The sequence below is a fragment of the Levilactobacillus spicheri DSM 15429 genome (assembly GCF_001435095.1).
Taxonomy (GTDB): domain Bacteria; phylum Bacillota; class Bacilli; order Lactobacillales; family Lactobacillaceae; genus Levilactobacillus; species Levilactobacillus spicheri.
In genome coordinates, this window is record NZ_AZFC01000005.1 from 40727 (window position 1) to 64202 (window position 23476).

The 23476-nt window shown below is 53.9% G+C and carries 24 protein-coding genes; 2 read left to right on the plus strand and 22 right to left on the minus strand.

Annotation, left to right across the window (positions count from 1 at the left end; all coding sequences use genetic code 11):
* Positions 1-302: 302 nt before the first annotated feature.
* From FD37_RS02475 to FD37_RS02490, 4 genes are all read right to left on the minus strand, one after another.
* Positions 303-2615, minus strand: coding sequence for a bacterial Ig-like domain-containing protein (locus FD37_RS02475; RefSeq protein ID WP_056963214.1), 2313 nt, complete (start codon positions 2613-2615; stop codon positions 303-305).
* 368 nt (positions 2616-2983) lie between these two features.
* On the minus strand, positions 2984-4489 hold the full coding sequence (glpK, locus tag FD37_RS02480) for a glycerol kinase GlpK (protein WP_045806647.1): 1506 nt from the start codon (positions 4487-4489) through the stop codon (positions 2984-2986).
* A 183-nt stretch (positions 4490-4672) separates the two neighbouring features.
* Complete coding sequence (locus tag FD37_RS02485) at positions 4673-4861, minus strand: 2-hydroxymuconate tautomerase (RefSeq protein ID WP_024746403.1); 189 nt, start codon at positions 4859-4861, stop codon at positions 4673-4675.
* A gap of 71 nt (positions 4862-4932) precedes the next feature.
* Complete coding sequence (locus FD37_RS02490; protein WP_371862591.1) at positions 4933-5823, minus strand: YitT family protein; 891 nt, start codon at positions 5821-5823, stop codon at positions 4933-4935.
* A 271-nt stretch (positions 5824-6094) separates the two neighbouring features.
* Between FD37_RS02490 and FD37_RS02495 the strand changes: the two genes are divergently transcribed.
* Together FD37_RS02495 and yjeM are read left to right on the plus strand one after the other, a co-directional pair.
* Positions 6095-7510 carry a C69 family dipeptidase gene (locus FD37_RS02495; RefSeq protein ID WP_056963216.1) on the plus strand — a complete coding sequence of 472 codons (1416 nt, stop codon included), beginning with the start codon at positions 6095-6097 and terminating at the stop codon, positions 7508-7510.
* A 51-nt stretch (positions 7511-7561) separates the two neighbouring features.
* Entirely contained in the window at positions 7562-9064 is a 1503-nt protein-coding gene (gene yjeM, locus FD37_RS02500; protein WP_045806651.1) for a glutamate/gamma-aminobutyrate family transporter YjeM, read from the plus strand.
* A gap of 106 nt (positions 9065-9170) precedes the next feature.
* On the opposite strand, the gene FD37_RS02505 is transcribed toward yjeM, so the two are convergent.
* The 18 genes from FD37_RS02505 to FD37_RS02585 are packed head-to-tail and all read right to left on the minus strand — an operon-like array spanning position 9171 to position 23461.
* Positions 9171-11135 carry a KUP/HAK/KT family potassium transporter gene (locus FD37_RS02505; protein ID WP_056963246.1) on the minus strand — a complete coding sequence of 655 codons (1965 nt, stop codon included), beginning with the start codon at positions 11133-11135 and terminating at the stop codon, positions 9171-9173.
* Positions 11136-11176: 41 nt separating this feature from the next.
* Positions 11177-11377, minus strand: coding sequence for a tyrosine-protein phosphatase (locus FD37_RS12550; RefSeq protein WP_082605097.1), 201 nt, complete (start codon positions 11375-11377; stop codon positions 11177-11179).
* A gap of 6 nt (positions 11378-11383) precedes the next feature.
* Positions 11384-12442, minus strand: a complete 1059-nt coding sequence (locus FD37_RS02510) for an oxidoreductase (protein WP_082605100.1) — start codon at positions 12440-12442, stop codon at positions 11384-11386.
* 25 nt (positions 12443-12467) lie between these two features.
* Complete coding sequence (locus FD37_RS02515; protein WP_045806656.1) at positions 12468-12812, minus strand: BMC domain-containing protein; 345 nt, start codon at positions 12810-12812, stop codon at positions 12468-12470.
* 27 nt (positions 12813-12839) lie between these two features.
* Positions 12840-14027, minus strand: a complete 1188-nt coding sequence (locus FD37_RS02520) for an acetate/propionate family kinase (protein WP_056963220.1) — start codon at positions 14025-14027, stop codon at positions 12840-12842.
* A 32-nt stretch (positions 14028-14059) separates the two neighbouring features.
* On the minus strand, positions 14060-15181 hold the full coding sequence (locus tag FD37_RS02525) for a 1-propanol dehydrogenase PduQ (RefSeq protein WP_045806658.1): 1122 nt from the start codon (positions 15179-15181) through the stop codon (positions 14060-14062).
* 3 nt (positions 15182-15184) lie between these two features.
* Entirely contained in the window at positions 15185-16618 is a 1434-nt protein-coding gene (locus tag FD37_RS02530) for an aldehyde dehydrogenase family protein (RefSeq protein ID WP_056963222.1), read from the minus strand.
* A gap of 2 nt (positions 16619-16620) precedes the next feature.
* Complete coding sequence (locus FD37_RS02535; RefSeq protein ID WP_045806660.1) at positions 16621-17103, minus strand: GlcG/HbpS family heme-binding protein; 483 nt, start codon at positions 17101-17103, stop codon at positions 16621-16623.
* A 3-nt stretch (positions 17104-17106) separates the two neighbouring features.
* Positions 17107-17682, minus strand: a complete 576-nt coding sequence (locus FD37_RS02540; protein WP_056963224.1) for a cob(I)yrinic acid a,c-diamide adenosyltransferase — start codon at positions 17680-17682, stop codon at positions 17107-17109.
* Positions 17683-17698: 16 nt separating this feature from the next.
* The gene (locus FD37_RS02545; protein ID WP_275453059.1) at positions 17699-17965 is read right to left on the minus strand and encodes a EutN/CcmL family microcompartment protein; all 267 of its coding nucleotides are present in this window, start codon (positions 17963-17965) and stop codon (positions 17699-17701) included.
* A complete protein-coding gene (pduM, locus tag FD37_RS02550; RefSeq protein ID WP_225436312.1) occupies positions 17953-18465 on the minus strand; it encodes a PduM family microcompartment protein in 513 nt (170 codons plus the stop codon). The genes FD37_RS02545 and pduM overlap by 13 nt, the downstream gene beginning before the upstream one ends.
* Before the next feature lie 33 nt (positions 18466-18498).
* Entirely contained in the window at positions 18499-19137 is a 639-nt protein-coding gene (locus tag FD37_RS02555) for a phosphate propanoyltransferase (protein ID WP_045806663.1), read from the minus strand.
* 31 nt (positions 19138-19168) lie between these two features.
* A complete protein-coding gene (locus FD37_RS02560) occupies positions 19169-19459 on the minus strand; it encodes a BMC domain-containing protein (protein ID WP_225351203.1) in 291 nt (96 codons plus the stop codon).
* 9 nt (positions 19460-19468) lie between these two features.
* Entirely contained in the window at positions 19469-20008 is a 540-nt protein-coding gene (locus FD37_RS02565; protein WP_056963249.1) for a BMC domain-containing protein, read from the minus strand.
* A 15-nt stretch (positions 20009-20023) separates the two neighbouring features.
* Positions 20024-20377, minus strand: coding sequence for a glycerol dehydratase reactivase beta/small subunit family protein (locus FD37_RS02570; protein ID WP_056963228.1), 354 nt, complete (start codon positions 20375-20377; stop codon positions 20024-20026).
* Entirely contained in the window at positions 20367-22208 is a 1842-nt protein-coding gene (locus FD37_RS02575) for a diol dehydratase reactivase subunit alpha (protein ID WP_045806666.1), read from the minus strand. The genes FD37_RS02570 and FD37_RS02575 overlap by 11 nt, the downstream gene beginning before the upstream one ends.
* Before the next feature lie 14 nt (positions 22209-22222).
* Entirely contained in the window at positions 22223-22738 is a 516-nt protein-coding gene (locus FD37_RS02580) for a diol dehydratase small subunit (RefSeq protein WP_056963231.1), read from the minus strand.
* 12 nt (positions 22739-22750) lie between these two features.
* Positions 22751-23461 (minus strand): propanediol/glycerol family dehydratase medium subunit, encoded by a 711-nt coding sequence (locus tag FD37_RS02585; RefSeq protein WP_045806668.1) that lies wholly within the window; start codon positions 23459-23461, stop codon positions 22751-22753.
* Positions 23462-23476: the final 15 nt, after the last annotated feature.

Consider the following 23476-nt stretch of genomic DNA (forward strand, 5'->3'; position numbering starts at 1 on the left):
TCCCGGAATTTTATAAGTCAATACCTAATTAACAATAACAATCATTTTATATCGAAAATAATCGGCTAAACCAGGAATGTTCGAGCAAAATAGCGCCAAATCAGCCTTTTACCAAAGTGTCTTTACAAACCCCAAGGCCGTTTTCGGTAAACTGGCTGCGCTGATTTTTCCTCAAATCTTTTTTTGCTTTTGATTTCAATTCTCAAAAACCACCCAGACTAACCAAGGTGTGACAGCCATTGATCCACAAAAAATCACCTCAACCGTTCGTGAGGTGATTCATTCTTCGGATTAGATGCTTTTCATGACCGCTTCTTAGACCGGACACCGGCTAAGCCCAATGCGCCCAACAGGCCCGCCAAGCCAACGGCAATCCAGCCAGCCGAGTGCTGTTCACCGGTTTGTGGCAAGACCGTTGCGGCCGTCTTCACGGTTTCGCCAGACCGCGTAGCCAATTGCGTGGTGGCGGTCGGCCCTTGTTGCGTGGTCGTCGTCAGCGTGGTCGCCGGGGTCCCGTTTTGCTGGGTCGGGGTCCCCGCGACTTGGGCCGCTTGGGCACCAGACCGCACTGGCGTTGTGCTGGCCGCTTGACCAGCCTGCTTATTCTGAACCGTTGGGGTCGCCACGGCTTGGTCCGCCGCGCCCGACTGTTTGAGGTCACTGGTGTCATCATCGTTAGTGACCGCCGTATCGGCCGCATCACCCGTGGTAACCGGGGTGTCGCCCGTTTCATCCGGCGTAGTCGCCGGGTCGGTCGGCGTGGTTGGTGTGGTTGGTGTGGTCGGCGTAGTTGGTGTCGTCGTACCGGTCGTGGTCCCACCGTTGCCACCACTCGTGGCACCCGCATTAGGATCCGTGACCGTGACGTAAACCACCTTTTGTACCACGTACGGCTTGCCCGTTCCGTTATAATCATCGGCCACCTGGTACGTGTAGGTCAGCGTTGCCGTTCCGGCCTTGGCCGCCTTGCCGTTCACCAGGACGCCCGCGTCGCCACCCACGGTGACCTGGACGTCACTCGCTTGCAGCGGCTGGTTTTGATCATCCAGGCCCGCCACGAAGTTATCGGCGGGTTGCCAGGTATCGCCGACCTTCAGCTGGCTGTCCTTGGCGTCCAGCACCTGCCGAACGATCACGTAGACAGAACCGGCCATCTGGTCACCCTTGTAGCCGTTGGCCAACAAGTCGTTGCCCCCGACTGTCAGGTCTTGGCCCTTGGACGTAAAGGTGTAGGTCTGGTAAGGCTGACCGTTTGCGTCCAGCTTCAGCGAATAACCCATCTTGGCCAGGGCATCTGCTAGGCTATCTCCGTTGGCCGTGGTGATGTTCTTCCACTGATTGACCACCGTCCCACCCTCGAAGAAGATGGGGTCCGAGTTGATTTGCTGGTAGGCGACATACCCGTTATCAAAGTCCGAATAGTCGTTGTGGTAGGCAATCTGGTTCAGTCCCACGTCCGGCATCAAGTCTTGAACGGCATCCGGGGCCGTGATCAACGCACCGGTAGTCGGATCTTCCGTCACGGCCAGGTACCGACCGCTGACGTTATCCCGTTGGGCCGCATACCGGTAAGCCAACGTTCCAGCATTGCTACCAACGCCTTCGCCTTGAGCACTCACCCTAAAGACCAACTGACCATCACTAGAATATTGGTCAATTTGGGTTGCCGTAATCGGGGCCACAGCATCATAGCTTTGACCGGCCGCCAGTCTCCCCATAATAACCACTTTACTCAGTTCGTCCCAACTAAAGAGCCCCTGATCAATGGCCGTTTGAACAACCTTGGCATTAAAAGTCTGCGATTTAGTCGAGTAGAACAGCACCGTCTGGTTACTTGGAAGCTGACTCAACAACTGGGAAAAATCGACCGTTATCTTTGAAGTTTGCGTATAATACTTAGACCAAACTGGCATGTCTACTTCAACGTTCGCAAAAGTCGTCTTTGTCGGATCCCCGGTTTCCTCATTATGCACGTGAAGGTGCAAGGTTAAATCCTTAACCGTTGGGTCAACAACCGAAGAGACGCCGGCCCGGGTTGAAACGTCGTTGTTCGACGTCAAAGAGGTACTGGTGCCTTGAGCGTTGCTTCCTGTTAGGTAAATGGTTCCCGTCACATCGGACCCGGTATTATAGTTTCGGTAAACACCGTCCGGGTTGTTCGTAATCGCCTGTGGTGCATCGATGGTGGCGTTCGGGTCGACCGTGGTGCCAGGGGTCTTCGAAGGTGTCGGCGTCACGTCGGGCACCGTTGGATCCTGGATGGCCGAATTAACGGGCGCTGGGTCCGCGGCCGGCGTTTGATCATCCGTTTCGGTCGCAGCCGGGGCATCCGAATCGGCTGACGACGAGGCGTCCGAATCATCGACCGGATCCGATTCGGTCACCGGCGTTGCCGCTTTAGTTGCCGGGGCTGGTTGTGCGGGCGTTTCCTTTGCCGGCGTTGGTGAATCCGTTTTCACGACTGCCGTTGATTCGGCCGTAGCTGGTGTATTATCCGCCGCGTTGGCCGGCACCGTGACGGCCAGTCCCGCACACAGACTGGTCACCCCAATGGCCATGTACAGCCACTGCTTGCCTGCTTTATAGCTCTTGTAATGAACCTTCGTTTCGAACATGTGCCTCATCCTCCAGACTTGATTGTTTTAGTATGTAGACTAATTTATCTTTGATTAACTATATTTTAGTTCGGTTATCTTATAAGTCAATACCTAATTAACAATAACAATCATTTTAATCAACAATCGTCTAAATAAATCATTAATTTCCGGCTTAAATACCGCTAAACAGGGATTTTTCTAAAGTCACCTTACGAACGTAGCTGGTTCTTTATCGACCAATTCAACCAGTCACCCGACCCACGAATACCCGAACAGTGGCTGCTAACCAGTTTCAAAAATGTCCAGACCCGTTAAGGCGTAACATCCCTGACAGACGTAAAAAAATCACCTCACGCAACCGTGAGGTGATTCATGGTTAACTTAATTTAGTCCGCATGGTGAAAGGCTTGCGTCGCGGTGATGGCCGCTTGCCACCCCGCGTAGCAGTGACTCCGCCGGTCTTCCGCCATCTGGGGGGTGAACTCATCCCGCAGCTTGTGCATTTGGCGAATAGCGTCCAGGTTCGGCCAGAAGCCCACGGCCAGCCCGGCTAGGTAAGCCGCCCCCAACGCCGTGGTTTCGTTGATGGCCGCCCGCTTGATCGGCGTGTTGAGGATGTCGGCCTGGAACTGCATCAGGAAGTTGTTGTTGGCCGCCCCACCGTCGACGCTCAGGGAGCGAATTGGCAGACCCGTTTCGTTGGTCATGGTATCGACCACGTCTCGCGTCTGGTAGGCAATAGCCTCCACCGTGGCCCGCACGAACTGTTCGCGCGTGGTCCCCCGGGTCAGGCCAAAGACCGCCCCTCGGGTCTCCTGGTTCCAGTACGGCGCACCCAGCCCGGTAAAGGCCGGCACCACGTACACGCCACCGGTGGTCTCGGCGTCGACCGCCATCTTCTCGGACTCGCTGGCGTGCTCGAAGAAGCGCATTCCGTCACGCAGCCATTGAACGGCGGACCCCGCCACGAAGATCGAGCCTTCCAGGGCATAGGTGATCTCGCCGTTCAGCCCGTAAGCAATCGTGGTCAGCAGGCCGTTGGTCGACAGGGTCGGTTGGTTCCCGGTGTTCATCATGATGAACGCCCCGGTCCCGTAGGTGTTCTTCACCATCCCCCGGTCAAAGGCGGTCTGACCGAACAGCGCCGCCTGTTGGTCCCCGGCGATACCGGCAATCGGCACCTGGACTCCGGAGAAGGTGTACCCCGCGGTATACCCGTAGATTTCCGATGAGGACCGGACTTCCGGCAACATCACGGACGGGATCCCCAGCCAGTCCAGGATCTCCTGATCCCAGTCCAGCGTTTGAATGTTAAACAGCATGGTCCGGCTGGCGTTGGTGTAGTCGGTCGCGTGGACCCGGCCACCGGTCAGCTTCCAGAGGATCCAGGTGTCGATGGTCCCAAAGAGCAGCTCGCCCCGTTCGGCGCGCTCCCGGGCCCCCGCGACGTGGTCTAGGATCCACTTGATCTTGGTCGCCGAGAAGTACGAGTCAATGACTAACCCGGTCTTGCGGTGAATGTCTTCGGTGCGGCCATCCGCCTTTAATTGGTCGGCGATGGCGCTGGTCTGCTTCGACTGCCACACGATTGCGTGGTAGATGGGCTCCCCGGTACGCTTGTCCCAGACCACCGTGGTTTCCCGTTGGTTGGTGATCCCGATGCCCCGGACCTTGTACGGTTGAATCTCCGAGTCAATGAGCGCGTCCGAGATCACGGATTGAACCGCGTTCCAAATCTCGTTGGCGTCGTGTTCGACCCACCCTGGTTTCGGGAAGTATTGGTGAAATTCCCGTTGGGCCTGGCCAGCAATCTGGCCGTGCCGATCGAATAAGATTGCCCGGGTACTGGTCGTCCCTTCGTCAATTGCCATCATGTATTGTTGATCATCCATTGTCAGAATCTCCATTCATTACGTTCATTAACAACGGTGACGTATCACCGCGCTATCACAATTGTCTCTAGTATACCGAAAAGTCCCGGTAACGCCAATAATAAACGTCAATAAAACCGCTACCATGTCGATAACGTCAACGATGGTGGCGGTTCATAATTTTTTCTTCAGTTTGGCCAACGACTACTTTTCGTCGCTCTTCAAAACGCCGGCAACCCCGTAACGGTTGGGTTGCATCTCCCGTAAGATGACGTGCACGTGTTCCGCTGGGGCCCCCGTGTTCTTGGTGACCGCCGTGGTAACGTCCTCCACTAACGCCTTGAGTTGGGCTTGTGACCGGCCCGCAATTAAATCGATATTAACGATTGGCATGTTTCTCGTTCCCTTCTCTATTCAAAGTGGTTCCTATTATACCGGTAACTGGGGTGAAGAGCAATCGTCGATTACTTGCTCCCGGCCTGCCGGGCCTTCAGCTGCTCGGTCTCGTTGTAGAAGTTCCCCTCGATATCGATGGTGTTCACCAGGTTGACGAAGGCGTGGGGATCGGTCTCCTTGACCGCGTGCTCCAGCGTGTAGAGCTCGTAGCGTGAAATAACGACCATCAAGACGGCGCTCTCCGTGCGGCGGTACGCCCCCACGGCCGGCATGATGGTGATGCCCCGAATCAGCGTCTGATTCAAGGCCTTGATCACGGTGTCCTGCTGCTGGGTCACGATAAAGGCCGTCAGCTTTTGGTGCCGGGTGTGAATGCTGTCCACGACCCGTGACATCGCGTAGATCGAGATGATCGTGTACAGGGCACTCTCCCAGCCGAACAGGGCGCCGGCGACCAGGACGATGCCCAGATTGATCATTAACATCAAGGTCCCGATGGTGCGTCCGGTCGTCTTTTCGAGGACCACGGCGACGATGTCCATCCCCCCGGTCGAGAAACCGTACTTGAGCGGGTAGGCCACGCCCACCCCGGTCAGGATACCCCCGAACAAGGCGGCCAGCAGCGCGTTGTGGGCCACGGAGGTCACCGGAATGGCAATCGTGAGCAGGGACGTCAGGATCGCCACCAGGATCGAATAAAACGTGAAGCCGCGGCCGACCTTAAACCAGCCTAACAGGCCAATCGGTACGTTGAACAGGAGGATGAACCACCCGGTACTGACGTGCACCCCCACCATCTGCAGCAGCATGGCGATGATCTGCGAAATCCCGTTGATCCCGGCACTAAAGATCTTTCCCGGAATCAAAAATTCGTTCAACGCAATCGCGCTAATGATCGACGAGCCCACCAGCACCGCAATGTGGCGGCCCAGTTGTTGCTTTTCTAATGCCATTCTCATTTTTCACCCTTTCTGATTATACGTATTGTCATTATTTAACCACATCCCGCGGTCCCTGACTAGCCTTAAACACCCCTTTGACCGGGTCACACCGGAAAATGAGCCAGGTCACCCAATATGCATGTAACCGGTACCTTCTGCATAAATAATTTGTAATATGAGAATTATGAATAAATTAATTAAAACTTTCCCGAAAGCCGTGGGGGTTCCGGGAAAGATGGTAAAATAAAAATGTGCAACTTTATACAAAAAAGATGAAAGGAGCCTTCTCATGAATTACTCTGCTTGTACCAGTATCCTCATTGGCGCCAAGGCCAGCATGGACGGGTCGGTGATCATCGGACGGAACGAAGATGCCAAGGCCGCTTGGCCCAAGCATTTTGTGGTCCACCCGGCGAAAACGGCCACCACACCGCAGACCTACGTCAGTCCGGATAACGGCTTTACCATGCCGCTGCCGCTAACGGCAGCCAAGTACACCGCCACCCCGGAATGGACCACGAAGTACGGGCTGTTCGAAGAGGCCGGCATTAATGAATTTGGGGTCGCCATGAGCGCGACCGAAAGTACCTATTCTAATAATCGGGTGCTCGGCATCGATCCGTTGGTCAAAGACGGGATCGGTGAAGAGGCCATGGTGACCGTGGTGTTACCCTACTGCCATTCGGCCCGCGAAGGGGTCCAACAGCTCGGGCAGATCGTCGAGCACTACGGGACCTGCGAATCCAACGGGATCCTGTTTGCGGACCAGCAAGAAGCCTGGTATCTCGAGACCGGGGCCGGTCACTACTGGGTCGCCCAACGGATCCCCGATAACGCCTACGCCGTGGTCGCCAACCAGATGGCCATCCAGGCCGTCGACTTCGCCGACCCGGCCAACTTCCTGTTTGCCCGGGACCTGCCGCGGTTCGTGGCCGAAAACCACCTCAACCCGCACAGCGACCGCTTCATCTGGCGCGAGATTTTCGGGACGCAGGACCAATCTGATCTGTACTACAACACCCCACGGGTCTGGTACGGTCAGCGCTGCTTTACGCCGCAGGTCACTGCCCAACCGCAATCATTCGATCTTCCGTTTATTCAATACGCTGACCGAAAACTCGCCGTCGATGATGCCCAGGACTACCTGAGCAGCCACTTCCAGGGGACGCCGTACGATCCCGTGGGTGACGGTTCCGCCGCGGACAAGACCCGCTTCCGGCCGGTCAGTCTCGCCAAAACCCAAGAATCCCACGTGTTGCAGCTGCGGCCCGGTTATGAACCGGCACTCGCCGGCATTCAGTGGCTCGCCATGGGCGTTGCAGCCCAGAGCGTCTACGTGCCGTTTTACGCCGGCATCGAGCACACGCCCGCGGCCTACCACCTGGGAGAAGCGACCTACGACGACCAATCGGCCTACTGGGTCTACAAGTTGGTCAGTGTCCTGACCGACGCCCACTACCACAAGGCTTGGCCCGCGGTCAGTGACGCGCAGGATCAGTTACGCATCGACCTAAAGCACCTGGTTCACGATACGGACGCCGTGGCTGCTCAGCTGACCGGCCCCGAACTGAATCATTATCTGACACAACGCTCGAACGACGCCGCTGCATTGGGAATTAAGCGGTATCGGGCGCTGGCGGCCAAGTTGATCACCCAAGCCACCGACCTGGGCCCCCTCAACTACCACCAAGACCTTAATTTATAAATCCGGTCTGGACTAGAGTCCTAGCCCATCACCAAATGGGAGATATTTATCATGGAAAAACAGAAAAAGATTAAACTCGGCAATTTAATCTTAATGATCTTCACGGCCATCTACGGTTTCGCCAACACGACGGTGGCCTTCGACCAAATGGGATACGCCAGCATCATCTGGTACATCCTCGCCGCCTTACTCTTCTTCTTACCCAGTGCCTTAATGATGGCCGAATACGGGTCCGCCTTTAAGGAAGCCAAGGGGGGCATCTACTCCTGGTTAGCCGGTTCCATCGGCGAACGCCTGGCCTTCATCGGGACCTTCATCTGGTTATCATCCTGGATCATCTGGATGCTTTCCACGGCCAGCAAGGTCTGGATCCCACTGTCCACGCTGATCTCCGGGAGCGATAAGACCCAGACCTGGTCCCTCTTCGGCCTGACGTCGACGCAGACGATTGGGGTCCTCGGAATTCTCTGGATCCTCGTGGTCACCTTCTTCGCCAGTCGCGGGGTCAGCTCCATCGCCAAGATCTCCTCAATCGGGGGGATGTTCGTGATGTTTCTGACCGGCCTGTTCTTCGTGGCCAGCATCGTGATCTTGATCGCGAACAAGGGCGTCCTCGCCGAACCGATTCACGGCGTCCACAGTTTCGTGGCCTCACCGAACCCGTCGTTCTCCTCACCGATGGCACTTTTGTCCTTCGTGACGTACGCGGTCTTCGCCTACGCCGGGATGGAATCCATGGGGGGCATCACCGATAGCATGGACAAACCGGAAAAGACCTTCCCGAAGGGCCTGATCATCTCCACCATCGCCATCACCCTGATGTACTCCATCTCGATCTTCCTCTGGGGGGTCAGCACCAACTGGACGGAGATCCTGGGGAAAAACGAAGTCAACCTGGGGAACATCACCTACGTTCTGATGAACAACCTGGGACTGGTCTTCGGTCACGCGCTGGGCTTATCCGCCGGCACGGCCGTGGGCTTGGGTCACCTGTTCGCCCGGCTGACCGGGTTGAGCATGTTCATGGCCTACATGGGCTCCTTCTTCGTGCTGATCTACTCGCCGCTGAAGTCCTTTATCTTGGGCTCCAACCCGAACCTCTGGCCAAAGAAGATGACCCGCTTGAACAAGGTGGGCATGCCCGCTTATGCGATGTGGGTGCAAGCCGCTATCGTGGCCGTCTTCATCTTCCTGGTCGCCTTCGGGGGCTCCGCTGCCAACGAGTTCTACCTGATTCTGACCGATATGGGGAACGTCTCCACGTCCTTCCCGTACCTCTTCTTGATTGGGGCCTTCCCATTCTTCAAGAAGCGCACGGACCTGGAACGGCCCTTCGAGATCTTTACCAGCAAGACCTGGACCAACGTGATCACCACGATTGTGATGATCATCCTGGTCGGCGGGATTGGCTTCACCTGCCTGCAACCGATCCTGGAACACGACTACATGACCGCCTTCTGGACGATCATCGGCCCAATCTTCTTCGGGGCCGTGGCCTGGATCTTCTACCGCAACGCACAGAAGCGGTCCTCTAAGGACATCGCTGAAGATTAGTCTCTGTCTCAAAAGGCGTCGAGCATCGTGCTCGGCGCCTTTTTGGTCCGCCGTCAAACCGCCCCACTTGTCAGTGAGCTTGACTGGCAAACGGGGCGGTTTGGCGTTACCGTTTCACTTGTTTTTGTTGCAAACTGTCGTCGGGCTTTTGCCCGATGAACAGCGGCGCACGTTCCTCAATCACGTCGCTGAATTCCAGGCCGTACCACCGCGCCGAGGACAAGGTGATCCGTTGCAGCAACAGCCGCCCCCCAATCAGGAAGTGGTCGAGCCACGACAGGTCCCGGGCACTGAGATCCTGGAACTGCTGGTTCAGGAACACGAACTTGAAGTTGCCGACGCGCCGGTGTGGCACGCTGGAGTAGTACGGCGTTTGGTCGTCGATCAGGTGCTCATTCAGCAGGTCGTTGACGATTTGCCGCAGGTAGACGTTGATGTGCTGGGACTTCTTGAATCCCAGGTACAGCTGGACGTCGACCACGTTGCGGGTCCCCAGCATATCGACCGTGTAATAGCAGTCCGCCGGGTTATCCGTTTCATTGACCGTCAAGAACCAGTAGACTCGCGCGCGCTTCGGCTGCTGGTCCAGAATCGAGTAGATGACCGCCCGTTTGATGGCCAGGTTCGGCCGTAACCGGTTGATGTAGACCAGGTTCGTGGCGAACGAGGGAACTTGGTCGTCCTGACTCAGGGCCTGGAGCTGGGGCAAAAAGGCCGGGAGCGGTACGTACTCGGTCTCTTGTAAGTTGGCGTCGCGCCGCCGGTTGCCCTCGTACCAAAAGACCATGATGATCAAAATCACCAGCGTCAGAAACAGCGTGACGTACCCACCGTGCCAGAACTTGACCAGGCTGGCCAGTAAGAACAGGCTTTCCAAGGCGCCGAAGCCCACGACGAAGAGCCGTGCGCCCCACGGATGCTGGGGCCGCAGAAAGGCGTGCAGGAGCAGCGTCGTCATCAGCATGGTCAGCGTGATGGCCAGCCCGTAGGCCGCCTCCATGTGCGCCGAGGTCTGGAAGTACCAGACGACACTCAGGGTGATCATGCACAACAGCCAGTTGACCGTGGCAATGTAGAGTTGGCTGGCCTCGTTGCCCGGAAACTTGATGCGTAACTTAGGCAGGAGTTTCAACCCAATGGCCTCGTGGACCAACGTGTAGGACCCGGTGATCAGGGCCTGTGAGGCGATGATGGCCGCCAAGGTCGCCAGGACGATGGCCACTAGTTGCAGGTGCGTGGGCACGATGCTGTAAAACGGGTTGAGCCGGTGCAGCTGGGTCGTGGTCAAGGCCTGGTGCTGTAACAACCAGGCCCCCTGCCCCAGGTAGCTCAGCATCAACATCAGGTAGACGAACGGCCAGGTCGCATAGATGTTCTGGCGACCGACCTGGCCCATATCCGAGTAGAGGGCCTCGGCCCCGGTCGTGGCCAGGAAGATGCTGCCGAGGACGAAGATGCCTTGCCGGTTGACGGGGCTCAAGAGAAAGCGAATCGCATAAAGGGGTGACAGCGCCCGTAAGACGCCGGGAGCCGCGATCAAGTTATAGGCGCCGACCCCGCCGATGAAGCTGAACCACAGGAGCATGATGGGCCCAAAGGAACGGCCGATACGGGCGGTCCCGAAGCGCTGAATCAAGAAGATGCCTAACAGGATGCCCGTCACGATGCCCAGAACCAGGCTTTGATTTTGGCCGATGCTCAAGGGCCCCAGATGTTGCCCCTTGAGGCCTTCAATCGCGGAGGTCACGGTCACAGCTGGCGTCAGGGTCCCATCGGCCAATAGCGCGGCTCCCCCAATCAAGGCGGGCACGATCAACCACCGGGCTTGATCCCGAACCAGCGCGTACAGAGCAAAGATGCCCCCTTCGTTATGGTTGTCTGCGTGCATGGCTAACAGGACGTACTTAATCGTGGTAATCAACATCAGTGTCCAAAAGATTAAGGAGATACTCCCCAAGAGCGCAGTCGAGCTAGTGCCGGCTGGCTGTTGGGCTTGGCCCGTAATGGCGCTCATGACGTACAGGGGGGACGTCCCGATATCGCCATAGACGATGCCCAACGTGATCAGCATCCCCGTCCCGGAAAGGGCCTGTGTCGTCAACTTCAAACTACTCACCTTCTTCGCGTCCCATCATAGCTGAAACCGCCGCCATAGTCAATCAGCTGATCCCAATCGTTTCCGGTCAGGCTACTCAAGTGTGCCGTGCGTAACAGGCGTTGCCACGCAATGGTTTGCCCGCTTTTAGTCTGATAACCTCCGAGTTCACGAAAGTTAAATCCACCGGCTAATTGTAAAACGCGCGTTCGCTCCATTCTGCCTCACAACCCCTTCATTCCCAATAATTGCTTCAGAAACAGTGGACTTAGGCCCAACTGTTCCGGGCTCTGACACGTTGCCCCCTTACCAGCCGGCCGACGCCGATCACTCGGCCAATCAGGCTCGAAAATCAACGGTGACCCCATCGCAACGAAAGCGGCCTCACCCGCTAACGTCTCGAGATCCGCCTGTGTTCGAACCCCGCCAGCCACCATCACCGGTAAGTGGGGCAGTTGCTGGCGAAATACCTGAACCACCGGGAGGGTCTGCGTACCGGTAATGGCCGGCTGGTGGTAATTGTGCAAAGACAGACTCAGGTAATCCACGTTCAGGCCCTCAAGCAGGTGCGCTAAAACCACCGTATCGATGAGTCGCAACCCACCTGCTTGACGTTCCTCTGGCGAGAGGCGGTAGCCCACGGCAAAAGACCGGTGATGCCGTTGCGCCATCTCGGCCACCTGCTGAACCCGCTGAACGACCCGTACGGGAAACGTTAGCCGTCGTGCCAACGACCCGCCAAATGCGTCATTGCGGTGATTCGTAAGGGAGGACGTAAACTGCTGTAGCAAGAAGCGGTTGGCCCCCTGTACCTCAACACCATCAAACCCGGCCTGATAGGCACGTTCTGCCGCATGACCGAAGGCATTAATGGTCTGTTCGACTTCATAAGTCGTTAACGCAACCGTGGTCTTCGTGGCACTGGGTCCAACGGGCGTTCGGTAACGCGAGTCTAACTGTGCGCGCACCCCCGCGTGCGATAATTGCAGAATCGCCTTGGCCCCTTGCCGATGGATACGTTGCGCCAATTGATGTAATCCCGTGATCATAGTGTCGTGCGCAACGCTGATGGCGCCACTGCAAGTTCGACCACAGTCACTGACGTAGGCCGACCCAACGATATCCAAGCCAACGGTCCGTGTATGTTGTTGATGAAACCACTCGTCATTTCGACTGACCGTTCCATCGAACAACGCGAGCCGCAGGTCTAACGGTGCCAACACAAACCCGTTGCGCAGGGTTAACCCGCAGCGAAGCGTTTGTGGCTGATCAAAATTTATCATCCGTTGGTTTGTCATCCCCACCACCTCACGTTCGTGTAATGGTCGGAATATCAAAGTTCAATAAATCATGCAACGTCGAAACGACCTGATGCAGGGCTGAATCAACCTCCGAAACCTCGCCGACGATCACCACCGAGCCACTGAACCGGTCAATAAATCCTAGGTCAACGTTACTCGACTTGGTCGCAACGTCGCCCGCGATGATGGCCGCTTCACTAGGGGTAATCGTTAAGATTCCCAGCGCATTTTTCGGTGACTGAATCCCTAATTTATCGTAGATATCCTGAGTTGGGTTAGCAACGATATGGGCTAAGGTAACCTGTTTGCCCGGCACGTATTCCTGAATGGTCCGATCAATATTTCTGGTCATCTTTGCCGTCTCCTTTAACTAACGCGACTAATTCAATCCTAAAACCTGAATAATATCACGGGCAATGATGGACTCTTCGTCCGTCGGAATGACCGCAACTTTGACTTGACTGTCCGGCGCCTCAATACTCAGTGCGTTGGCTTGGTTCTTAGCCTCATCCAGCTTAACGCCGAGGTACCCGAGTTGCGCACAGACCGCTTGCCGAACAATGGCCGAGTGCTCACCCACGCCCGCCGTAAAGACTAGCGTGTCTAACCCGTCCAAATCGGTGGTATACGCCCCAATATACTGTTGAATCTGGTGCACGTATACGTCCAATGCCAGTTGTGCCCGTGAATTGCCCTCGTGCGCGGCCTCACTGAGGTCCCGCACGTCATTAGAAATGCCCGACAGACCGAGCAAGCCCGAATCTTGGTTCAACACTTTCCGCACGTCTTCTGACGACAGATGGAATCGTTCCTCAATAAAGGGAATGATCTCCGGATCAATGTCCCCTGACCGAGTGCCCATCAATAACCCCGCTAACGGGGTAAAGCCCATGGATGAGTTCACGGATTTTCCGTCTAATTCCGCACACAGGCTGGCGCCGTTTCCCAAATGACAAGTAATCATCCGGTGAGTTTGCTGTTCACCGAACAACTCACGGGCCTTTAAGGTGACGTACTCATGTGACGGACCGTGAAACCCATAACGGCGAATGTCGTGATCTTCAAAGTAACTGTATGGCAACCCATACATGTATGCCTTGGCTGGAATGGTCGCATGAAAAGACGTGTCAAAGGTCGCCACTTCCTGGGCCTCTGGTAAAATCTTCTCCAGCGCCTCAATTCCTGCTAAGTTCACCGGATTATGCAACGGTGAGAGGACCGAAAGCTCTTTGATCTTAGCCTTTACCGCGGCATCAATCCGAACTGGATGCGTATAGAAACGCCCACCATGTGAAATTCGATGTCCCACCGCCACAATTTCCGATTTGTGTTCGATCACGTGGCTGGTCAAGAGGCCGTTCACGACGGCCTGAATCGCTGCTAGATGGTCCTTCATTGCTTCGGCTTGAACATTTTGTTTACCATGAATTTCAAAGGTAAACGTACTATTCCGTTGGCCAATACGATCAACGTGTCCGTTGGCCAAAACCGTTTGATCCGGTAATTCATATAACTTAAACTTGAGCGATGAACTGCCTGAATTAATGGCTAAAATCTTTTGTGACATATGTGATTCCCTCTTTGAATAACGGCGAACCGTTATTTGATTATTTGATGATAAACCGTTGCGAGATCCTGATCACTCGGAACGACTGGATTCCCCGGGAAGGTCGCATCTAACTTCGCGTTTGCAACGATGGTATCGGTGGCGTCCAAGGCTTTCTTGGGATCAATGCCAAAGGCTTGTAAGGTCTTCGGACAATCCATCTGACGCATCATCAACCGAATCTGGTTGATCAGCCGCCGAACGGCTACCCGATCGGCCATTCCCTGCGGTGCTAGTCCCGCTTTCTTGGCCGCTACGGCATACTTGTGCATCGCCGTTTCGTCATGTTCCGCGTTATAGGCAACCACGTAAGGCAACAACATGGCGTTCGCTAACCCGTGGGGAACGTGGAAATTCGCGCCTAACTGATGGGCAATTGCGTGGCAGAACCCTAAACCAGCATTGTTAAAGGCGATTCCGGCGCCACAAGACGCCTCATGAACCACTTTCCGGGCAGCCGTATCGTCCCCATGCTGGTAACAAGTCACCAGGTGATGGGTGATGACGTCAACGCCCTTTTCTGCCAACGCATCCGTCAGCGTGTTGGCCCCTTTAGCCACTAAAGATTCCAAGGAGTGGGTTAAAACATCCAATCCAGAGTAAGCGGTCACACTCTTGGGGGCCGTCATGACCAGTTGCGGATCCAATAACGCGATATCGGGTGTGAGGTAATCTTCCATAATTGGGAATTTCCGCTCATTTTCGGTATCGGAAATGACGCTGGTATTGGTCACTTCAGAGCCCGTACCACTCGTGGTTGGAATGGCAATAAAACATGCCAGTGATGTTTTCGTCAGTTTCTCACCGAAAAACCGAATCGCTTTTCCCGTATCGATGGCGGAACCGCCACCAATTCCAAGCATGACCGTCGGCTTTAACGCGATAAACTGCTTAACGCCCGCCATAATGTTCTTCAACGGTGGATCAGGCTTAACGTCCGAGAAGATTTCAACCTGATTACTGCTGTCTAACTCATCGCAAATGTGCTTAAGCGTTGGGGTATCCGGCAAGAAGGCATCGCAAACCATCAAGATGGTTTGACCGTGCAGATCCCGTAAACGCTCCAAGCTATCGGTCCCCGAGTAGATTTTGGTAGGAATTGAAATTTCTTCCATGGCTTACGCCTCCCAAGTCCGTAATGAGAAACCTTCTGGTGAATTCAACCGCCGCCGACGCGTATACGTCTTCGCCGTGGCCGTTCCTTCACCCGTTGGAGTCGCAATCGTTAAGGCTGAAGCGCCGGCATGTGCCCCGGCTGCACCAACCCCGGTCCCGGTATAAGTCGGTCCGTTAACAACGAAGATGGAGGTGTTCATCCGGTGCGCGGCCTTGTTAATGTGTGGCAAGTTTTCGGAGTGAATAGACGCCGTGTGGTGTAAGCCTTGTTCAACCTCGACCGCCGTCGCTAAGACGTGATCAAAGTCTGGGCAGCTGACAACCGGCACGATTGGCATCAACATTTCAGTCATCACGAGTGGATGATCCTTCGCCGTTTCCATAATGATCAACTTCGGGTCACCGGTGTAGTGAATCCCTGCTTGGTCCAGAATGTAGGTGGCATCCTTCCCAACGAACTTCCGGTCGGGTGCTCCATTATCCCCAATGGTCATGTCGGCCAACTTGTTAATTTCGTTGGTGTTGGTCACCAGGTAGGCGCCCTCTTCTTGCATCTTAGCAATCAGGTCGTCCTTGACACTGGCCTCAACGATGACTTCCTTTTCGGCCGTGCACAGAATGTTATTATCAAAGGCCGCGGAGTCCACAATGTTATGGGCTGCCTTGGCAATGTTCGCCGTCGCATCCACCATAGCAGGTGGGTTACCAGCGCCCGCACCAACGGCTTTCTTGCCACTGATCAAGGCTTGGTGAACCACCGAAGGACCCCCTGTGATCGACAGCATCGCAATATCGGGATGCTTCATCATTTGCTGAACGGATTCAATCGATGGCGTTTCAATGGAGACCACCAGATTATGTAAGCCCGTTGCATCGGCAACCAACTCATTCAATTTCTCAATCGTCCACCGCGTAATGTCCTTGGCACCTGGATGGGCGCCAAAGTAGACCGTGTTACCACCGGCCAACATCATAATGGCGTTGGCGATCACCGTTTCCGAAGGGTTGGTGCTGGGTCCTACGGCGCCGATAACGCCGAATGGCGCGTACTCGTACATGACCAGGCCACCGTCACCCGTTTCGGCTTCCGGCTGTAGGATCTCAGGACCGGGCGTGTTGTACAGCGCGTTGTGCAGCTTGGCCACTTTGGCCTCCACCGTTCCCATTCCGGTTTCCTTGTAAATGCGTTCCGCCATGCTTTGAATGTAAGGACGGAAGCCCTCACGGATGGCGTCCAAGACCTTGTTCCGCATGGAAATTGGTTGGTCAACGTAATCCTCTTGTGCAGCCTTCGCCGCCGCAATGGCGTCGTCGACCGTCTTAAAAATACCGTTATGCCCACTCGCCGAAGACGTTGCGGTAGCAGATGCCGTTCCCGCTTGGCTGAGCTCTTCATTTAAGATTCTTCTGATTTGTTGTTCAATATTTTCTGCCATGCCTACTTACTCTCCTTCATAAATGAAGCAACGGCTGCTTCACAGATTGATTGATCTTCTTCGATCAATCCACCACTGACCCCGATAGCACCAATTGGGGTGCCATCCAAGACCAACGGAATTCCGCCAGGGAAGGAAACCAACTTACCATCCAGCATGGTCTCCATTTGGTACAAAGGTGCCCCGGGTTGAATATCTTTACTGATATCCTTCGTCGGTTCCTTCATGGCAATTGCTGACCACGCCTTCTTCGGTGCCAAAGTGGAACTTACCAGGTTGGCATTGGGCATGTGATAAAACATCTGAACGTTAGTGGCTTGATCCATTAAGCAAATCGAGACCCCCACTTTAAGTTCATCTGCGCGAGCAACCGCTGCATCAATCACCTTTTCCATTTTGTGACGATCAAATAAGTTGTCCATCGTTTTCCCTCCTTGTTCAGCAATGACGTTTCGAATAATCTGACTTAACTGTTCTTCATTCATCGTTTATCGCCCCATAGCTTGCGCATAGCGCTTAATCACTTCATCCGTTATCTGCTTGATCTGTGCTTCATGGTCTTCGGAACGTGCCATGATGTACAGAAAGTCGGATAATCGATTCACGTAACGTTCCAAGACCGGTCGCACCGCAACGTCGGCACTGAAGCGGACAAACTGCCGCTCGGCGCGCCGACAAACGGTCCGGCAGACGTGTAATTGGGCTCCAGCTAAACTAGCGCCTGGTAAGATGAAGCTCGTGACCTTCGGCAGTTCAGCCGTATACTGATCAATTACCCGTTCTAAGCCGTGAACATCCTCGTCGGAAATCACCCGACTATTCTCTAAGAATTTCTTGGTATCCTGGGTGGCGATTTCACCCTGCAAAAAGAACATCTTATATTCGACCCGTTGTAAGATGGCTTTATTTTTAGGACTTACACACAATTTGTCAGCGAGACTAATGTTGGCATTTAGTTCATCAAAGGTTCCGTAGGTTTCCACCCGCAAGGAATCTTTTTTTACCCGTTGGCCGTCGTACAAACTCGTCGTGCCTTTGTCGCCACCTTTGGTATAAATTGGCATTTAACTTCACTTACCTTTACTTATCGAAACGATCAATTATTCCAACAATCGCGCAATCGTTGACATCCCGGATACCATCATCCAATTGACTGGCCCGCCGTGCACCTGCGCCCCGAACGAGTAACACGTACTCGCCGACGCCGGCACCGACCGAATCGGCCGCAACTTCTTGATGACGAACCGACTGGCCATCCGAGTTAACGGGTTGCACAATCATGAGTTTCCGTCCCACCAAGGACGGGTCCTTTTGCGTCGACACCACGCTACCTACTACTTTTGCCATATACAATCTTCATCAGTCCTCATTTGTAATTTCATATCCTTAGCTGCCAAAGTATCGACTGCCTCAGCTGTCAGGTGTTGGCGGGTCGTCGTGACCACCAATGATTTATCCGGTAACGCCGCTAAATCACTGCGGGTGATCGTTCGGTGCCGCAACCCCCGCACCAGCTGATGATGATTGGTTATGAACAAGACTGGCCAGTCGAGCAACATCTTGCGGGGAATAAAATTGACCGCCAATTCGTTGATAGCGAATTGAAAAGTGACTTGGTAATCAATTCCTTGCAAAATCCAAGCAACCCACTCGTTATGTGTCTCTAACCGGTAAAGCGCCGTCATCAGTTCAATCGAAACATTGGTAATTACCACGGTCGCGTGGTCCAAGAAAACCTGATTAGACGGCGCCGATGCCGTTGCTTGGTAGGTGCAGTCGTACTGTTGCTGTTGTCGCTTGGTCAACTGGGCCATAACCTTCTCAACTAGTGAATCCAAGTTAATCACCAACTTCAATTAGAATTCAAACGACCAGGTCGTCTACGCCTCGTCCTTGGGCTTAATCAACCGACCAAAGGTATTCCGACCAACGTTTGCGGCATTGGCTTCATCGGTATCGATATGCATTTCCAAAACAAAGTCCGCCCGTGGTCGACAGATGACGTCGTTGTAGATGGTCTTGCGATTCTCTGAGTCGATTTCCACGGAGACCGTGTCACCCAGCTTAACCCCAAACCGTTGCGCGTCTTGATCACTCATGTGAATGTGCCGCTTGGCAATAATGACTCCTTGAACGGTTACTTCACCATCCGGCGTCACCAGCTTGACACTTGGCGCACCGTCCAAATGACCCGACAAGCGAATCGGTGCATCGACACCAATCCGAATTGCCTCAGAGCGGGCAATTTCAACCTGTGAATGCTTTCGGCAAGGACCCAAAATGCGAACGTGTTCGATTTTCCCGTTCGGTCCGACAATGGTGGCCGTCTGCTTGGAAGCAAATTCCTTTGGCTGCTTCAGTGGTTTGAAAACTTCCATTGGTTGATGAGGGAATAACGTCTGGTAGTCTTCCTTCGTCAAATGGATGTGATGATTCGAAACGCCGATTGGAATCCGGTTAGGATCCAACTCTTCTTGAACAATTCGATGAATGATCTCACGTAATTGTGTTTCGTCCATATTTGATTCCACCCTCTAATTTATGATGAGCTTACTTGGCTGCGTCGTCAGTCTTTGGCAAGATTGCTTCAACTTCAGCATGCGGACGAGGGATGACATATGAACTCATCACTTCACCAATGTTTTCTGCGGCAGCAACTCCCGCATCAACGGCAGCCTTAACGGCACCAACGTCACCACGAACCATGACCGTTACCAGGCCGCTCCCAATCTTTTCTTGACCCATCATTTCAACGTTTGCCGCCTTAACCATTGCATCGGCAGCTTCAATCGAGGCAACTAAACCCTTGGTTTCAATCATTCCTAAAGCGTTATTCATCATAATTTCCTCCTATTTTTTGTGATCCTGATTAAACAATTCTCGGTAGTGAATGCATTTCTTGCGCGGTTCTCCTAACTTGCGAGGGCAAGCGGGGTCACCACAAAGGTTACACGTGGCCTGCGGCTTTTTTACGGCCGCATCGTCAGCCTGGTGCGCCACCGTTTTAGGCTGAATCACTTCAACCTGGGGTGCTGTCGACGTTACTGACGGCTCTGCAGCGTCCGTAACCGGCGCCGCCGCAGGAGTCGGGTCGGGATCCGGATCAGGTTGCGGCGTGGTAAACAAATCACCCTGGCTCAAGCCATCAATTCCGGGAGCCGGGTTAGCCAAGACCGCCGAGCTGACGAACGCATCGCCCACGGCTTCCTTGCCAATTTCAATGGCCACCGAAACCGCCGCAACATCCCCTTTAATCACGACCGTAATCCAACCGCCGCCCTTCGTATTTTCCAGGGCGGACAGCTCAACGGCCGCCGTCTTCAACATCTTGTCCGCAACGACCAAGGCGGTCGAGAGGCCGGTAACTTCAATATATCCTAGTGTTTCCATATCTTTTCTCACCGCCTAATCCTTCAAGCTCTTAAAGGGAACGCCCTTGACCAACCGGGCCGCATTGGCTCCTAAGGCTCGAAACCGAGCCGTATCATGCCGATTGACCCTAAATAGCGGTTGCTCGGCCGGCAAGTTCTTGTAGTGCACGACTATTTCCTGGTCGTCAAAGCCTAAGCCCACTGACAATCTTGAAGCCAGCGCGGCTTGATAAGCTCGCTCAGTCGCCGTGCTCTCGTCAATCACCCGTGTGGTGACCGGAATTTCCTCTTCTTCGATCCCGTTTAAAAGCGGTTTCAAGTCGGTTGGAAAGGCGTCCTCCGTCGTCACGGCAATCAGGATGGACGGCTTATCCGTGTCAATTGGCATGGGCGTCCCTTCTTTCCTGCGCGTACGAGAGAATCAACCCTGTCGCCACTGCGTTTCGCGGCCCTTCGACCGACCGAATATTACCCCGTCCAGCAACTAGGTTGTAATGCGATAACTCATCCGTCACCAATTGTGGAATTTCGAAGTCCAGAGCGGACCCACCCACAATGACCACAAATGGGATGTCACGAATATTCCCCGTTGGGCTCACGTGCTTCAGCGCCCGTTGTGCATTTTCAACGAAGACCCGTTTCTTAGCCGTCTGACGAATCGTCTTGACCTTCTCGATGTTCAGATTCCCTGGTAATGGCACGTAGCCATCCGGTTTAATGACCACCGTCCGGGCAAAGATCTCGGATGGTAACGGTTTGTCGAAGAATTGAACGGAGCCGTCTTCGTGACGAATCTGGAAGAGGTTCTCGACTCGGGCCAGGGGATACTTTTTAATATCCTCGGCCAGGTAAACGTCGTCCAATCCCAATTCGGAGTTGATGATCATGGTGACCATATCACCCGCACCGGCCAAATGAATCGCCACAATCTGATTCTGTTTGTTGATAATGGAGGCATCGGTTGACCCGGCCCCTAAATCCAGGATAGCAATTGGTTTCGTGGTTCCTGGCGTCGTCAAAGCCCCTAGAATGGCTGCTTCGGCTTCCGCCCCACCAATTTCAACTGGAATATTCAACTCATCTTGAATCAGATTTGCAATCAATTGCATTTGCAAGTGGTCCGACTTCACCATCGCTGCAATCCCAACAGCCTCTTCGGTCGAGAATTCACCGGCCAGGCCCCCACGAACTTTAACAGGGACCGATGTGTTCACCGCTAACAGGTCTTGAATGGCGATTTCACGGTTTTGCTTGGCCGTCAAATCTGCCATCGTCTGCCGGACCTTTTCCAACATGCCACCAACGTTGGTACCTGATTCACCCGTAATATCTTGAATGCGATCAAACTCGTTGATCTTCTTCATGATAGCTTCGGCACCAGCCGCAACGTTGACCTCATCGGAATCTTTGGTTCCTTCAATTTTGATGGAACCGGCCGGAATAACCCGCGCCTTGACATCCCCCGCCGGTGTCTTAATGACGACCGCCGAGCGATTTCCGATGAGGGCTCGTGAAACTGGCACAATGTTTTTGGTTTCGTCGGACGTTAGGTGGAAGAGCGTGGCAATCCCGTAAGGGTTCGACAGTTGGGAAATCACTTTCCCCTTATCGGCCACCTCAACCGCTGCCAACATGCCAACGGGCACTTTATCAATTCGTGAGACTTCATCTACAATGGGAATCTTGTGCTCTAATCGATTATCGATCAGCACACCATCATCGTTTTGTAGAATCGCCGCAGTAATGTGAAATCCCGCCCGGGTGTAAACGTTGATTAGCTTCGCCGCGTCTTCAAAATCGATGGTCTTAGGAATCAAGACGATGTACTCTTTTTGCTTATCGGTTTGCTTCAGCAGTTGGAGCAGATCAACGGTGTAACCCGAACCAATTCCCAAGCCACCCGGTGTATTTGGATTGTGACCGATCATCGTCGACTCCGTAATCACGGTTTCGGTGATGGTTTCCATCGCCACATCCCCAATAACGGGGGTCGCTTCGTTAATCCGAATCAGGTCAACGTCGGCGAGGTCGAGGTGAGTTTTGTTTAAAACTTGTCTGATTGACTTTTTGATTCCAATCAGGTTCTGTTTCGTTCCTTTAATCCCCGTGGTTGCAGAGATTCCAGAACCTATGAACTGGACTTCACCGGTAGCGGAAACGTCGGCAAGCGCCACTTCCGTCGATGAATTACCAATGTCAACCCCAATCACTTTTGCCATACGAAGACTCCTAACTAGTTATCACCCTTGAGTTTCTTTCGGGATTCGTAATAGTCTGCCGCTTCAGCGAACCAACCAGCGTTCACCGGTGCGTTGTATTTCGTCTTCAACTCATCGGAGATCGCTAATAATTCGGCCTTGCTTGACCGGTATGGCCGCAGCGCATTGTACATTTCCAACAACCGTTCGTCAGGAATCGACGTCAGTTCCGCCGCCCGCTTAAAGTTCCGTTGGATGGCATCCCGACCCGCGTCGTTTGCAACTTCCCCCTGTAACCGCAGCGTATTCGGGGTAATCCGTAGATCGTTTGATTTAATCTTGTTGCTCATCACGTTGTCCAGCGTAATCTGATCCAAATGCTTACCAGATGGTGACTGAACTAATTCTGGATGCTTGCTGTACAGCGGGTAATCGTTCCGCGTTAAGTCCTTTTCATTGGTTGTGCTCGTCGGGGTAGTGCCGGTCGACGTGCCGCCGTTATCACCAATCTGTTGGACGATTTTTGCAACTAAGTCGTCAATTTCACTCATGACCAATTCCTCCTAATTAAAGTTAACTTCAATCTCTTCGGCTGGCTTTCCGACAACCACTTGCTTGGTTTCCTTGATGTGCATCAAGGCCGACAGCGCCTGGTACTGAACCCGCGCCATTTGGTCGTTAACCGTAGGAACTGGACTTGGAGACATCCCCTTCGCGTACTGAGCCGCATTCTTTCCAATTGCCCGGTAGGTATCCCCATCCAAAACAGGTGCTTGAGGGAACAGTTCCAGGTTAGATAACGGTTCTTGGTCCTTCTGATGAATGATCGTCGTTCCTTTGGATTGGATTGCCACGGCAATGCCAGACCCGGATAAGTGATCCCCTTCAGACCCACAGAAGGAAACGTCAGAGGTCCGGTAAACCTTGATGACCCGAGCCTTCAGCCCTTCTTCTTCGATTCCGGCAATGACTTGCCGCAAGATTTCCTTATGGCTAATGCCCGTTAAGTTGTGATCCAGCACTTCAGCAAATGCCGGGGCCACCGCCACAATCACCTCGTCACGGGAGTAGCCTTGCTTAGCAACCCCAACGTGCTTAAACCAGTCAACGTGCTTTTCAGCTTCGGCACCTGGCTTCGTTTCCTGTGGTGCTTCCGCAGTAGCCGTTGCTGACTGACCAGCGTCGTTGAACGAAATCGGTTTATCCACTTTTTGTGTTTCCGCAATCACGTCACGGATAATACTACGTAATAACTCTTCATTTACTTGAGCCACAATGTTAACCCCCTT